The following is a 13,278-nucleotide window of genomic DNA, read 5'->3' as shown; positions in this document are numbered from 1 at the left end:
AATGCCGCGGATGAACTGCACCATCAGGAAGACGAAGAACGCTTCCGTTGCAAGCAGCTTGGGCACGATCAGAGGCCAGAAGGTGTTCACCCAGCCGATCTGTGAGAACAGGATGTACTGCGGGACGATCACCACGTGGAAAGGAAGCATGATGGTCAGCAGCATGATGCCGAACAGCAGCTTCTTGGCGGTGAACTGCAGCCGGGCGAAGGCATACGCGGCCATCGAGCACGAGATCAGGTTGCCCAGGATGGATCCGATGACCACAATCGCCGAGTTGATCATGTAGTGGCCGAAGGGGTGGGTCAGGGCGGACCAGCCGGATGTGTAGTTGCTCATCTCCAGGCTGTTGAGCCACAAGCCGGGCTCGCGGAAGATCAGCTCGTTGGGCCGCAGCGAGGACACCACCATCCACAGGAGCGGGTAGATCATAAGCCCGCCGGCGAGGATGAGGATGGCATGTTTCATCAGCGCCTTGCTGCGCTGCGCCTTGCTGAACGCCAGGGTGCCCCGGGACTCCTTGGCTTTGGGCTTGCGGCCGTTCGTTGGCTTGCCCGCGCCGGCAGTCTCCGGGGTGGGCAGCGTCTCAAGCTTAGTCGTCATAGAAAACCCAATACTTAGAAGCGATGAAGTTGATGGCGGTAAAGATGCCGATGATCACCAGGAGGAGCCAGGCCATGGCGGACGCGTAGCCCATGTCGAACTGGCCGAATCCCTTTTGGTAGAGGTACAGGGTGAAGAACATGGTGGAGTCCGAGGGCCCGCCGTTGCCGCCGGAGACGATGAACGCCTGCGTGAACGACTGGAACGAACCGATGATCTGCAGCACCAGGTTGAAGAAGATGATGGGGCTCAGCATCGGCATCGTGATCCGCCAGAACTGCTGGAGGGTGGTGGCGCCGTCAACCTTCGCGGCCTCGTAGTACATCACCGGGATCTGGCGCAGGCCTGCCAGGAAGATGATCATGGGGGCGCCGAAGGTCCACACGTGCAGCAGGATGATGGAACCAAGGGCCGTGCTGGGGTCCGAAATCCAGCCCGGTCCCTGGATGCCGAACATCGCAAGGACCTGGTTGACCAGGCCGGTAGTGCCGAAGATCTGCTTCCAGAGGATGGCAACGGCCACCGATCCGCCCAGCAGGGACGGCAGGTAGAACACCGAGCGGTAGAACGGCAGCCCGCGCAGGCCCTTATCCAGGACAAGGGCGATCAGCAACGCCACGGCCAGCTGGAGCGGGACGCCGATAAACACGTACGTGAAGGTCACGCCCAGGGAGTTGTGCAGCCGGGCGTCCGTGAGCATCCGGGTGAAGTTCTCCAAACCGACCCATTCCGGAGGCTGGAGAAGGTTATAGTCCGTGAAGGACAGGTAAAGGGACATCAGCATCGGGCCGATTGTGATGGCCACGAGGCCTACCAGCCACGGCAGCAGGAAGATATAGGCAGCCTTGTTATCACGGCTGTTCGCCTTCTTCTCTTCCGGGGTCGCCTTACCCTTCTTCCGGGAAAGCGAGCTGAGCTCGCTGATGGCGCTCACTGCGGCAACCCCGTTCCAGGCAGCAGGCCCGCTGCGGCCGGCATTCCAGCCGGGCGCGGGGCCCTGGGTATGTGTTTAGCGGCCATGTGGTCTCCTTTGGTCATCGTGGCCTCCACGGGTTGGTATCGCCGGAGCGATAAAGGGACGGCGCCTTTCTGGCCCTACTTCGGGAGAAGCGGACCAGGAGTGGCGATCATCCATCGCGCCACCTGGCGGTGGTCCGGTCCGGTTCAAAAGCGGCTCGGTACCAAAGTAAACGGTTTCTTGACTCTTGTATAGCCCTTTGTTAGTTTTTGAGAAAGCGGTTTCTGTAATCGACGTCACTTCAACCAAAAACACTAACTTAGGGGCAGGACAATGCGGTTTAGTCTCAAAAAGTCGTCAATGGCAGTCGCCGGCGCATCAGCAGCGCTGGCACTGGTTCTTACCGGCTGCGGCAGCAGCCCGGAAGCCGGAAAGGTGGGGACGGTTGAAGATCCGGTCACCATCCGCTTCGCTTGGTGGGGCAACGATTCCCGCGCGAAGACCACCCTTGAAGGCATCAAGGACTTCGAGGCGGCCAACCCCACCATCAAGGTGCAGGGCGAGAACACTGAATTCAGTTCCTACTGGGACAAGATGGCCACCCAGATCGCCGGCGGCACCACCCCGGACGTCTTCGCCATGAGCGGCGCCTACCCCAGCGAATACGCGAGTCGGGGCGTGCTTCTGGACCTGGACAAGGTCAAGGTCAAGGACCAGATTGATACGTCAAAGTTCGCTGACGGCACGGTGAACCTCGGCAAGATCGATGGCAAGCAGTACACCATCACCGCCGGCGTCAACTCCATGTCCATGGTGGTCGACCCGAAAGTCTTCGAGGCCGCCGGAGTGGAGCTGCCCGATGACGAGACCTGGACCTGGGACGACTACGCCGAAATCGCCGCAGAGATTACCAAAAAATCTCCTGCGGGAACCTTCGGGACCACCCCCATGACCAATGACTCCTTCCTTGCGGTGTGGGCGCGCCAGCACGGCGAGGACCTCTACACCGATGACGGCAAGAAGCTGGGCATCAGCGAGGACACCGCCACCAAGTGGTTCGAGATGAACAAGAAGCTGATGGAGTCCGGCGCCGCGCCCTCGGCTTCCCAGACCGTGGAAGACAACTCCGCCCAGCCAGAGTTGACGCTGATGGGCCAGGGCAAGCAGGGCATGAAGATCTCCTGGAGCAACCAGATGAACTCGTATTCGGGCTCACCGCTGGTCATGATGAAGCTGCCGAACGAGAGCAAGCAGCCGGGCACCTGGCTGCGGTCCTCCATGGAATACGCCATCTCCTCGAAGTCGGCGCACCCCAAGGAAGCAGCCATGTTCATCAATTACCTGGTGAACAACGTGGACGCGGCTACCAAGATCAAGAGCGACCGGGGCATGCCTGCCAACACGGAACTCAAGGCCGCCATCACGCCTCTCCTCAAGGAATCCCAGCAGAAGGAAGCGGAATACCTGGACCGCGTGGCTGAGATGAAGATCGAACCGCCGCTGCCCTTCCCCGCCGGATCGTCGGCCACCATGGAGGTCATCAACCGGCTCAACACGGATGTATTGTTCGGAAAGACCTCCCCCCGGGACGCTGCCAAGGCCTTCATCCAAGAGGTCAACTCGAACTTGGGCTGACCCCAGGCACGGACAATTCCGCACTACAAAAGACCAGAACAGGAGGCAGGCCAGTGAGCCCTGACGCCGAACTGACCGATGCCCGGCCGCCACGGCCGAGCGCGATAGCCGGCTACGGGGACTGGCCTGCCTACGTTCAGCAACACCCCCGGTACGAGGCCGCCACACAGGCGTCGCAGGAACTCGCGGACGCGCTCGGGGTACCTGGCGCGTCGCAGCGGCCGGAGGTAACGGTCCACTGGGAGGGAACGTACGACGGCGTCACCACCTCCCAACTAAGCTGGCAGTTGGCATTCGGCCCCCGCACCACTGGCTGGCTTATCCGGCCGGCCGGCGTTTCCGGCCCCCTGCCGGGCGTCCTTGCCCTGCACTGCCACGGGGGCAACAAGTTCGGGGGGGCGGACCGCCTGGTGGAACTGCCGGAATCACACCCCTCGGCGGAAAGCGCCCGGGCGGGCCACTACGACGGCCGGGCACTCGCCACGGAGGTGGCCCGAAGGGGCTTCGCCGTCCTCGCCCACGACACTTTCGCCTGGGGCAGCCGCCGCTTCGATCTCTCCGTTCCGCCGTGGCGGACGGCCTCGGCGCTGGAAGCGCGGCAGGCGCAGTGGCGGCAGGACGGCGTCGTGCCTTCCGAAGCTGATGAATACAACGCCGCCGCTGCATTTCACGAGGAAACCGTAGCCAAGACCGCTGGCCTGCTGGGCACCAGCCTCGCCGGCATGGTGGCCCACGACGACCTGGCGGCCCTGGAGATTCTTGCCGGACTGCCGGACGTGGACCCGGACCGGCTGGGCTGCATCGGCTTCTCCGGTGGCGGCGGCCGCTCCGTGGCCCTTGCCGCCCTGAGTCCGCGGATCCGCAGCTACGTGGTGACCTGCATGATGGCCACTTTCCAGTCGCTTCTTCCAGCCCACCTTGACGCGCATTCGTGGCTGCTGCAGACCCCCGGCCTGTGGCGGCTGGGTGACTGGCCTGAGCTTACGGCAAGATCAGGCGCGGGCGGCCTGCTGGTTCAATACGCGCTGGCCGATGAGCTTTTTCCCGAAGACGGCATGCGCGACGCCGACAATATTCTGGGGTCACTTCACCGCCCCGGGAACTACACCGGAAGCTTCTGGCCGGGTGGCCATGTTTTCACGGCCCGGATGCAGGAGGAAGCACTCGACTTCCTGTCTTCCACGCTGCACGCCAGGCAGGCGGGCACACCCGGCCCGGCAGGTGCCGGCACATTCGACTTCCAGACCACCTTTAGCCCTCGAGGAACTTCCTGATGACTCACCGATCCGCCACCGCGGAGAACAGCGCCGCCCCCACCGGCCGTGCAGCGCAAGCGCCGGACCCTGCAGCCGTTCCCCGGATAGCCCTGGTGGGCGTCCATGGATTCGGCGAACGCCACCTTGCCAACCTTGCCCGGCTCGAGGAAGCCGGAGCCCTGGAACTGGTCGCCGTCGCGGACCCCGCTCCTCCCGCAGAGGGACGGCTGGCAGAGTCGGTAGCCGTCTTCGATGATCTGGGACAGCTGCTGGCAGCGGACCCGGGGGTCGACGTCGTTATCCTTGCCACCCCCATCCAGACGCATGCCCCCTTGGCCCTCGCGGCGTTGGCAGCGGGCAAGGACGTCTACGTGGAGAAGCCGCCGGTGGCGTCCCTGGCTCAGTTCCAGGAGGTGCTGGCAGCCGCAGATACCGCCGGGCGGCTGGTCCAGGTGGGTTTCCAAAGCCTCGGTTCCCACGCGATGCCTGCCATCCGCAGCCTGGTGGAAGCCGGCAGCGTCGGTGACGTCCTCGGCCTGAGCGCCAAGGGACAGTGGGTGCGGAACAAGGCCTACTTCAAGCGTTCGCGTTGGGCCGGGAAGCGCAGCCTTAACGGCATCGACGTGGTGGACGGCGTGGCAACCAACGCCCTCGCCCACGCCGTAGCCACCGCGCTTCACCTGGCGGGAGCACACACGCTCGCGGACGTGGAATCGGTGGAGACAGACCTTTACCGGGCACACGATACCCAGAGTGATGACACCTCCATCATCCGCGTCCGCACCACTGGGGGCACCACGTTGCTCTGCGGGCTGACGCTGTGCGCGCCCGAACAGCAGGATCCGTCCGTCACCGTACACGGAACGCGCGGCGAGGTCACGCTCTTCTACACCCGTGACGAGGTGGTCATCAGCACCGCGGACGGCGAGCGCCGTGAGAGTTTCGGCCGCACTGACCTGCTGGAGAACCTGTTGGACGCCCGCTCCACTGGGGCCCGGCTGCTGTGTTCCCTGCCCAACACCGGCGCTTTTACCACGGTGCTGGAGGCCATCCGAACGGCGCCGGCACCCCAGCCCATCAGCACCGGCCACATCACCTGGGAAGGCCAAGGCGACGACGCCCATCCTGTAGTCCACGGAATCGGCACGTTGATCGAACGCGCCATCAAGGCACAAGCCACCTTCGCCGAACTTGGAGTGCCCTGGGCCCGGAAACTCCCGTCGGTCCGAACTTTGATGCTGGATGGCAAAGCCATCGCCGAGTACCAGGACGGCAGCCGTATCCGCGCTGTCTCGTCGCCGCGGCCCTACCTGCACCCGGTACGTACCCTTCAAGGCACCGTGGTGACGGACCACCAGCCGCTGGACCACGTGTGGCACCTCGGCGTCGGCGTGGCCCTGCAGGACGTGGACGGCATCAATTTCTGGGGCGGGCGTACCTACACTCGCGAAGCCGGGCAATACGCCTGGCGCCCGGACCACGGCAGCATCACCAGCACAGCAACCTCCATCGAAGAAACGGCCGCCGTATCGGGTGGCCAGGAAGGCCGGCTGCAGGAGACCCTGAGCTGGAACGGACCCGACGGCGCGCCCGTCCTGGTTGAGGAACGGACCTGGACCTGGTCCGGCGTCAGCTCTTCCGCTTGGCAGCTGTCCCTGGACTTCGTCCTCTCCCCCGCCGGGGACCAGCCGGTGAGCCTTGGGAGCCCCGGTTCCAACGGCCGCCACGAAGGCGGCTACGGCGGGTTTTTCTGGCGGCTGCCCGCCTGCGACAGCGCCGCCGTCTGGACACCGGCCGGCGCGGGTGAGTCCGAGGTGCACGGCTCTGTGGCGCCCTGGCTCGCGTGGGCCGGGACCTTCGAATCGGGAACGCTCGACGCCGGTGCGTCCGTCGGTGGCATACCAGACGGCAGTGCCACCCTCGTTTTCGTGGTGGCGGAAGGTTCCACCGACCCTTGGTTCGTCCGGGTGGACGGCTACCCGGGAGTGGGCCGGTCGCTCGCCTGGGACACCCCGCTCATCGCAGAACCGGGCACTCCCGTGAATCGCAGCATCACCGTATTTGTGGCCGACGGCATCCTGGGCACAGCAGACATCGAAGCATTGATCAACCGGCAGGGGAACCGTTCATGAGCCAGACAACAGCAGACACCACACCGCGTGCGGGCAGAGGGAGCGGCACTGCGATGATGGACCCTTCGCCGTCAGACCCTGTCGCGGTGCGGGCCGTCCGGGTGGCGCCAGCCTCCGCGGAGGACCGCGACATCAAGCGGAACCGGGTTTTGGACATCCTCGACGCCAAGGGCCAGGATTCCCTGTTGCTCACCACACACACGGCGCTGGCCTGGTACCTGGACGGCAGCCGCGTACACATCAGCCTGGCGGGCGATCCCATTGCAGCCGTCCTCGTGGACCGCGACGGCGATCACCTGGTCACCTTCAACAATGAAGCCGGCCGCATCGCTGCCGAAGAACTGCCCTCCGGTGTCACCCTCCACTCGGTGCCGTGGTACGGCAACCTGCACGAGGCGGCCGCCGCCGTCGGCACATCCGGGAAGGTCACACCGCTGGCCGAAGCAGCCGTGGCCGCTGAGCTGCGCGCGGCCCGCCAGCAGCTACTCCCGGCTGAAAGCGCGCGTTATGCCCGCCTCAGCGCCGACGTCGCGGCCATCATGACGGACGTGCTCTCAACGGCCCGGCCGGACACCACAGAGTTCGAGCTGGTATCCACGCTGGCCGCCCGGGTAGTGGCCACCGGTGCCGAGCCGCTGGTCCTGCTGTGCAACGGCAGCAGCCGGAGTGAGTTCCGGCACCCGCTGGCTACCCACTCGCCCCTGGGCCGCCGGGCCATGGCAGTGGTGTGCGCCCGCAGGGACGGCTTGGTCGCCAACATTACCCGCTGGATAAGGTTTGACGCCGGCACACCGGAAGAGCGCGATGCCGAGGTACGCATCGCAGCAGTGGAAGCCGACATCTTTGACGCCACCGTCCCCGGCGCCCGGCTGGACCGGATCTTCGCCGAGATCCAGTCCGCCTACGCCCGGCACGGCTTCGGCGCTGAGCAGTGGGAACTGCATCACCAGGGCGGGCCTGCCGGCTACGCGGGACGCGACCCCCGGGTCACCGCAGCGGCGACGGACACGGTGGTCATGAACCAGGCCTTCACCTGGAACCCGTCCGGGCCCGCGGTAAAAATCGAGGACACGGTCCAGCTCACCGAATCCGGCCTGCAGGTCCTCACGGTCGACCAACGCTGGCCAACGACCACCGTGAACGGGCTCGAGCGGCCTGACACCCTCCAGCTCTAGGCAGAACGCTCCTGCAGATCCTGCAGTAGAACGCAAAACGCTCTCTCAGTTGTAGCCGTCGTAGCGGCACCAACTGAGAGAGCGTTTCGGTTGAAGCAACATCAAGTGAGTGAGCGTTACTGCGGAAGCACCAGTTCCCCGTCGACCCGGCGCGGGATGCCCAGCGGGTTGCTTTCGCGCAGTGCCGGGTGCAGGACCGTCTCGGGCGCGTCCTGGTAGGCAACGGGGCGCTGGAACCGGCGGACCGCCGTCGCACCAACTGAAGTGAAGAGCGAGGTGGTGGCCGGGTAGGGACCGCCGTGCTGCTGTGCCCAGTTGACGGCCACGCCGGTGGGCCAGCCGTCGAAGAGGACACGGCCGGCCAGGTTGGACAGCTGCTCCACGAGTCCGGAAACGTCCTCGCCCGGCTGGGCGTGCACGGTGGCGGTCAGGCTGCCCGGTACCTTGGCCAGGACTGCGGACAGCTCCTCCTGGTCCGTGTATTCGATCAGCATGGTGGTGGGGCCGAAGCACTCCTCCAGCAGTTCCTCTGGGCGCTCAAAAGCCTTCGCCGCGGAGGTGGAGAAGACCACCGGGGCGGCCCCATCGGACACCGCATCCTGGTCCACGGTGCCGCTCACCACATCCACGCCTTCCACGGAAGCAAAGCTGCGCAGGCCGTCCGGGTACGCCTCGGCGATCCGGGTGGTGAGCATGCCGAGGGCTGGCTTGTCCTTGCTGGCCTCCGCCACTTTCGCGGCGAAATCTGTTCCGGCGGGGATGAAAACCAGGCCAGGCTTGGTGCAGAACTGGCCGGCGCCAAGGGTAAAGGAGCCCGCCAGCCCCTCGGCCAGCTGCGCGGAGCGTTCCGCCATGGCCTGCCCGGTGACGACGACTGGGTTCAGGCTGCCGAGTTCACCGTAGAACGGGATGGGCTCGGGGCGGGACGTGGCAAGGTCGAAGAGGGCTCGGCCACCGGGGATGGAGCCGGTGAAGCCAACCGCTTTGATGGCGGGATCCTGCACAAGCGCGGTTCCCACCTCACGGCCGGATACCAGGGCAAAGAGGCCTTCCGGCGCTCCTGCGGCAGACAGTGCCTCGGCCACGATTTCGGCGGTCCGCTCCGAGAGGCGCAGGTGGCCCGAGTGGGCTTTGACGATGACGGAGCAACCCACGGCCAGGGCGGAAGCCGTATCTCCGCCGGCCACCGAGAAAGCGAACGGGAAGTTGGATGCGGAGAACACCGCAACCGGGCCGATGGGCCGCAAAATACGGCGAAGATCAGGCTTGGGTGGCGTGGAGTTGGGATCGGCATGGTCGATCACGGCTTCGAGGTAGGACCCCTCGGTGATCACGCGGGCGAACAGGCGCAGCTGCCCGGTTGTCCGGGTCACTTCGCCAGTGAGGCGGGCTGCGCCAAGGCTCGTTTCGGAATCGGCAATCTCCACCAGTTCTGCGGCGTTGGCGTCGAGTGCATCGGCCACGGCCGTGAGCCAGGCGGCGCGTTCCGTGTCGGAGGCTGCTGCGGAGGTCTTGGCGGCCTCCGTGGCGGCGTCCGTGAGCTCGGACAGGGAAAGGGTTGCAGTTGTCACTTGAGGTACCTGTTCTTCGTGTCTGGATTCATCGAGTCTGCGTTAATCTGCTTTAGCCTTCGTCGTCGTGAAAGCGGAAGCCGAGTCCGGGCTGGTCGGTGAGCGTCAGCCGGCTGTTGCTGAACCGGACCGGCGGGGGGCCGGCCAGGATCCCCAGCTGCTCAAAGGACGCCTCCTCCACGTCCTCCACCAGGGTGGGCTCCGCCAGCGTGAGCGCCAACTGGCCGGACAGCTCCGGCAGCAGGTGCGGCATCACTTTGATGCTGTTGGTCCGGGCGAGCTCAACAATGCGCCGGAACGGCGTAATGCCACCCACCCGGATGATGTTCGGCTGGATGATGTCCACTGCCTCCGCTTCAATAAAATCGCGGAAGCGGTAGATAGTGTGCAGGTTTTCACCGAGGGCGATCGGCACGGGCGAGTGCTGACGGAGCCTCCGGTAGGCCCAGAGGTCGTCCGCGCGGATGGGCTCCTCAAGCCACTCAAGGCCAAACCCGGACAGGACGTCCAGGGCTTTGAGCGTGGTGGGCAGGTCCCAGCGCTGGTTGGCGTCAATCATCAGCTTCCGGTCCGGGCCCAGGACGGAGCGGACCGCCGCCACCCGTTCGGCGTCCTCGCGGATGTCGGGCTTGCCCACCTTGATCTTTACAGCCTGGTGCCCGGCGGCAACCCACCGCTCAGTCTGGGCTACGAGCTCTTCGAGGCTGTAGTGCAGGTTCACCCCCGAGCCGTACACCTCCGCGGACTCCTGGCGCTGTCCCAGGAGTCCGGTGACGGAAGTGTTGGCGCGGGAGGCCTGGAGATCCCAGAGGGCCAGGTCCACTCCTGCCATTGCGATGGTGGTCAGTCCCCCGCCGCCGGCCTCGTGCAGCCGTTTCCACACCGCGTCCCACACAACCTCCGTGTTGGCGGGCAGCCCGGTGATGAACGGGGCGATGTCGTAATCCAGCAGGGCCTTAACCGCTTGCGGACCAATGGTGGGCGTCCAGGAGAAACCGTGCCCCGCGCCGCCGTCGTCCGTGTGGATTTCCGTGACGATCACGTGGTTTTCCGGTGCCTCCACGCCCCAGCTGCGGCGCAGCGGAACGGTGATGAGCCGGGTCTTCAAGCCCGTGATGCGCGGCTCCGTGCGGACGGCAACAGTTGCGGGGGCGCTCATCAGCGGCCAGCCAGCTCGTAGCCCTTGGCGAGGATGGCCTTCAGCTGCACCAGCTGCTCCTCGGTGGGGTCAACCAGCGGCGGACGCACGGAGCCAACGGGCATTCCACCGAGCCGCAGGCCCGCCTTGATCAACGAAACGCCAAAGCCCGGGGTCTGGTCGCGGAGGCGGACCAGCGGTGCGTAGAAGCCTTCGAGCAGGGCGTTGCGGCGGTCCTCGTCGCCGGCCATGTACGAGTCGTAGTAGACCTTGGCGATCTCCGGGGCCATCGCGAAGGCGGCCGAGGAGTAGAGCGGGATGCCGAGGCCGCGGTAGGCACCCTGGGTGAGTTCGGCGGTCAACAGGCCGTTGAAGAACGCAAAGTCCTCGCGTCCGGTGGCACGGACCGCGGAAACAATTTCCTGGGCCAGGCCCACGTCACCCAGTCCGTCCTTGAAGCCGACCACCTTGGGGTTGGCGGCCAGCCGCGCCATGGACGCGGCGGTGAACTTGGCGTTGCCGCGGTGGTAGACGATCACCGGCAGGCTGCTGGCGCTGGCCACGGCCTCGATGTATGCCACGAGCCCGTCGGTGGGGCCGGTGACCAGGTACGGCGGCAGCACGAGGAGGGCGTCAGCGCCGGCTTTTTCAGCAGCGCGGGCGGAGGCAATGGCGTGGCCCAGCGGACCGCCGGCGCCGGCTACTACCGGAACCTTTCCTGCTACAACCTCGACGGCGGCCGTCACCACGGTGCGGACTTCTTCGATACTGAGGGCGTGGAATTCGCCGGTGCCGCAGGCGGGGAAGACACCGCCGGGTCCGAACGGAAGGCGGGAGCTGATGTGTTCCCTGAGCAGCTCTACGTCAACGTCGCCTTCGGCCGTAAACGGGGTGACGGGGAAGAACAGTACGCCGTCGAATTTCATGGTGTCTCCTTGGCTCCGCTGCCGGCGGTGACCAGCGCAGAATTCTGGTCGTTGAGGGTGGGGTGGGACTTCAGTTCAGTGCGCCAGCTGCGCGTGGGGTGCCAGCCCAGGAGTTCCTGTGCTTTGGCGATGGAGAAGGCAGGGCTGGTGCCGGCGAGTCCTGCGCTGAGGGCCTCGCTTCCGGGCAGGAATTTAGGCATCAGTTCCGCCAGCGGCTCGGTGGCGAGGGCATCCGCAGCTCCCACAAAGAAGGTTTCCCCGTTGGGGATGGACGGCATTTTCTCCAGCAGCAGGTCCAGGAAGTCCGCCACGTCCCGGGCATCCACGTAGTTGAACAGTGCGGGTGCGGACAGCGCAGGATCGGCGAGCCGCTCAGCGAGGGTGTGGCCCTGCTGCGTCGGGGCGCCTTCCCATTCCTCCGGCGAGATTACAAAGCACGGGCGGAAGGCCGCGTACCGAATTTTCTCCCCCTGGGCGGCAGCGAAAGTCTGGACTGTCTGCTCTGCGATGAGTTTGGACAGCGCGTACGCGTTCCAGGGACGCGGCGGGGTCCTCTCATCAAGCGGGAACGACGGCGGCAGCCAGCCTGCGGGGCAACCGTAACCCAGCACGGTAGGGCTGCTGGCGGTCACGATCTTCTGCACGCCCACCTCCGTCGCCGCACTGATCACGGCAAAGGCGAGCCGCGTGTTCGTGGCGAAGATGACGTCCTCGGGCGCGCTGAACGGTACCGCTATCGCCGCAAGGTGGATGACGGCGTCCGGCGTGGTTTCCCTAAGGAGACGCAGCGCCTCCCCCGGGGCCAGGAGGTCGGCAGTTTCCTGCACGACACCGGCCGGCAGCTGGTCAGCGGGGACGGCGTCGCGGTCCACCGAGATGACCTGATGGCCCTTGCCGGCAAGCCCGGCCACAACACTGCGGCCCAGGCGGCCGGAACCGCCGGTGACAAAAATTCTGCTCATGATTGTTCCTTCACAGCCCGTGCGTCAGTTGCCGCGGCGGAGGTCGACGCCGAGGTCCAGGTCCTCGATGCGTACGGGCACGGAGGACTCGAGGGAGCGGTTGCCGGCGATGCCGACAGAGACGGAACGCAGCCCGTCCAGGTACCCGGAGGGGCGTCCCAGCGGATCCTCGCCCGGCCCGTTGAAGAGGTCCGAGAGGAGCAGTTCGTCGCCGCCGCCGTGGCCGCCTTCGCCGTTGACGATCGGCACCTCATAGGCGGCTTCCCAGTGGCGCTGCACCACCAGGCGTTCGCCGTTGCGGCGGATGGCGTCATCCTCCTCGATCGGGGTTGCGCTCGGGTCCACTACGGTCTTCGTGTCCGTGCTGCTGGTGACCGCAGCGCGTTCCACGACCTCCAGCTCGGCGCGGCCTTCGGTGCCGTTGACCGCTACGCGGTAACCCTCCCAGGGGCTGTGGGCGTTCAGCGAGTAGCTCAGGCGCGGGCCGCCCTGGTACTCCACCACCAGCGCGAGGTTGTCCTCAATGGTGATGCCGCCGGTGAAGACGTCCTGGTCACGGCGGTAGCCGTCGTAGTGCTCGTTGTCGAGGAAGAGCGCCTTGAGCCGCTCGTCTTCCCGCAGGTCGAGGGTGAACGGATCCTTCTCTGCAGTAGCCGGCGCATCGGCATCGGGCGTGCCGCGCTCGGGCCGGGGACCAAGGCCGCGCTCGGCGGCGTTCTTGTCGCCGTAGAACTTGAGTCCGCCGGAGGCGAACACGCGCTCCGGAACGTCGTCGATCCACCAGTTGACGAGGTCGAAGTGGTGGGAAGCCTTGTGGATCAGCAGGCCGCCGGAGTTCTTCTTCTCGCGGTGCCAGCGGCGGAAGTAATCGGCGCCGTGCACGGTGTCCAGGACCCAGCTGAAGTCGACGGAGGTGACTTTG

The 13,278-nt window shown here is 65.8% G+C and carries 11 protein-coding genes; 4 read left to right on the top strand and 7 right to left on the bottom strand.

Going from position 1 to position 13,278, the window contains the following annotated elements; translation table 11 throughout:
• Both AC5RWX_RS23505 and AC5RWX_RS23500 read right to left on the bottom strand, forming a co-directional pair.
• Positions 1-603: carbohydrate ABC transporter permease (locus AC5RWX_RS23505; protein WP_494098709.1), on the bottom strand; the 603-nt coding region annotated here is incomplete at its 3' end.
• Entirely contained in the window at positions 593-1,537 is a 945-nt protein-coding gene (locus tag AC5RWX_RS23500; protein ID WP_494098708.1) for a carbohydrate ABC transporter permease, read from the bottom strand. The genes AC5RWX_RS23505 and AC5RWX_RS23500, both read right to left, overlap by 11 nt.
• A gap of 384 nt (positions 1,538-1,921) precedes the next feature.
• Here AC5RWX_RS23500 and AC5RWX_RS23495 point away from each other — a divergent pair, with 384 nt between their 5' ends.
• From AC5RWX_RS23495 to AC5RWX_RS23480, 4 genes are read left to right on the top strand one after another with little or no spacing between them, the layout of a single operon-like run.
• Entirely contained in the window at positions 1,922-3,196 is a 1,275-nt protein-coding gene (locus tag AC5RWX_RS23495; protein WP_494098707.1) for an ABC transporter substrate-binding protein, read from the top strand.
• A 53-nt stretch (positions 3,197-3,249) separates the two neighbouring features.
• Positions 3,250-4,470 (top strand): acetylxylan esterase, encoded by a 1,221-nt coding sequence (locus AC5RWX_RS23490; RefSeq protein ID WP_494098706.1) that lies wholly within the window; start codon positions 3,250-3,252, stop codon positions 4,468-4,470.
• A complete protein-coding gene (locus AC5RWX_RS23485; protein WP_494098705.1) occupies positions 4,470-6,584 on the top strand; it encodes a DUF6807 family protein in 2,115 nt (704 codons plus the stop codon). The genes AC5RWX_RS23490 and AC5RWX_RS23485 overlap by 1 nt, the downstream gene beginning before the upstream one ends.
• A 53-nt stretch (positions 6,585-6,637) precedes the next feature.
• Positions 6,638-7,759: a M24 family metallopeptidase gene (locus AC5RWX_RS23480; RefSeq protein ID WP_494098710.1), complete on the top strand. Its 1,122-nt coding sequence runs from the start codon at positions 6,638-6,640 to the stop codon at positions 7,757-7,759.
• A 116-nt stretch (positions 7,760-7,875) separates the two neighbouring features.
• Here AC5RWX_RS23480 and AC5RWX_RS23475 read toward each other — a convergent pair whose 3' ends face one another.
• The 5 genes from AC5RWX_RS23475 to AC5RWX_RS23455 form a co-directional block, all read right to left on the bottom strand.
• Complete coding sequence (locus tag AC5RWX_RS23475) at positions 7,876-9,330, bottom strand: aldehyde dehydrogenase (NADP(+)) (RefSeq protein WP_494098704.1); 1,455 nt, start codon at positions 9,328-9,330, stop codon at positions 7,876-7,878.
• Between the two features lie 52 nt (positions 9,331-9,382).
• A complete protein-coding gene (locus tag AC5RWX_RS23470) occupies positions 9,383-10,489 on the bottom strand; it encodes a mandelate racemase/muconate lactonizing enzyme family protein (protein ID WP_494098703.1) in 1,107 nt (368 codons plus the stop codon).
• Positions 10,489-11,394, bottom strand: a complete 906-nt coding sequence (locus AC5RWX_RS23465; protein ID WP_494098702.1) for a 5-dehydro-4-deoxyglucarate dehydratase — start codon at positions 11,392-11,394, stop codon at positions 10,489-10,491. The genes AC5RWX_RS23470 and AC5RWX_RS23465 overlap by 1 nt, the downstream gene beginning before the upstream one ends.
• A complete protein-coding gene (locus tag AC5RWX_RS23460) occupies positions 11,391-12,356 on the bottom strand; it encodes an NAD-dependent epimerase/dehydratase family protein (RefSeq protein ID WP_494098701.1) in 966 nt (321 codons plus the stop codon). Before AC5RWX_RS23460 ends, AC5RWX_RS23465 begins: the two co-directional genes overlap by 4 nt.
• A gap of 24 nt (positions 12,357-12,380) precedes the next feature.
• The coding region (locus tag AC5RWX_RS23455; RefSeq protein WP_494098700.1) for a Gfo/Idh/MocA family oxidoreductase at positions 12,381-13,278 on the bottom strand (898 nt) is incomplete at its 5' end.

Source organism: Arthrobacter sp. SPT-J7 (assembly GCF_059089965.1).
The sequence above is the reverse complement of the archived record's forward strand: the minus strand, read 5'-3'. Positions and strand labels throughout refer to the sequence as shown.

Excerpts from the sequence above, each read along its gene's own strand:
- AC5RWX_RS23480 (WP_494098710.1), top strand. The coding sequence starts at position 6,638 with ATGATGGACCCTTCGCCGTCAGACCCTGTCGCGGTGCGGGCCGTCCGG.
- AC5RWX_RS23470 (WP_494098703.1), bottom strand. The coding sequence starts at position 10,489 with ATGAGCGCCCCCGCAACTGTTGCCGTCCGCACGGAGCCGCGCATCACG.
- AC5RWX_RS23460 (WP_494098701.1), bottom strand. The coding sequence starts at position 12,356 with ATGAGCAGAATTTTTGTCACCGGCGGTTCCGGCCGCCTGGGCCGCAGT.
- AC5RWX_RS23485 (WP_494098705.1), top strand. The coding sequence starts at position 4,470 with ATGACTCACCGATCCGCCACCGCGGAGAACAGCGCCGCCCCCACCGGC.
- AC5RWX_RS23465 (WP_494098702.1), bottom strand. The coding sequence starts at position 11,394 with ATGAAATTCGACGGCGTACTGTTCTTCCCCGTCACCCCGTTTACGGCC.
- AC5RWX_RS23495 (WP_494098707.1), top strand. The coding sequence starts at position 1,922 with ATGGCAGTCGCCGGCGCATCAGCAGCGCTGGCACTGGTTCTTACCGGC.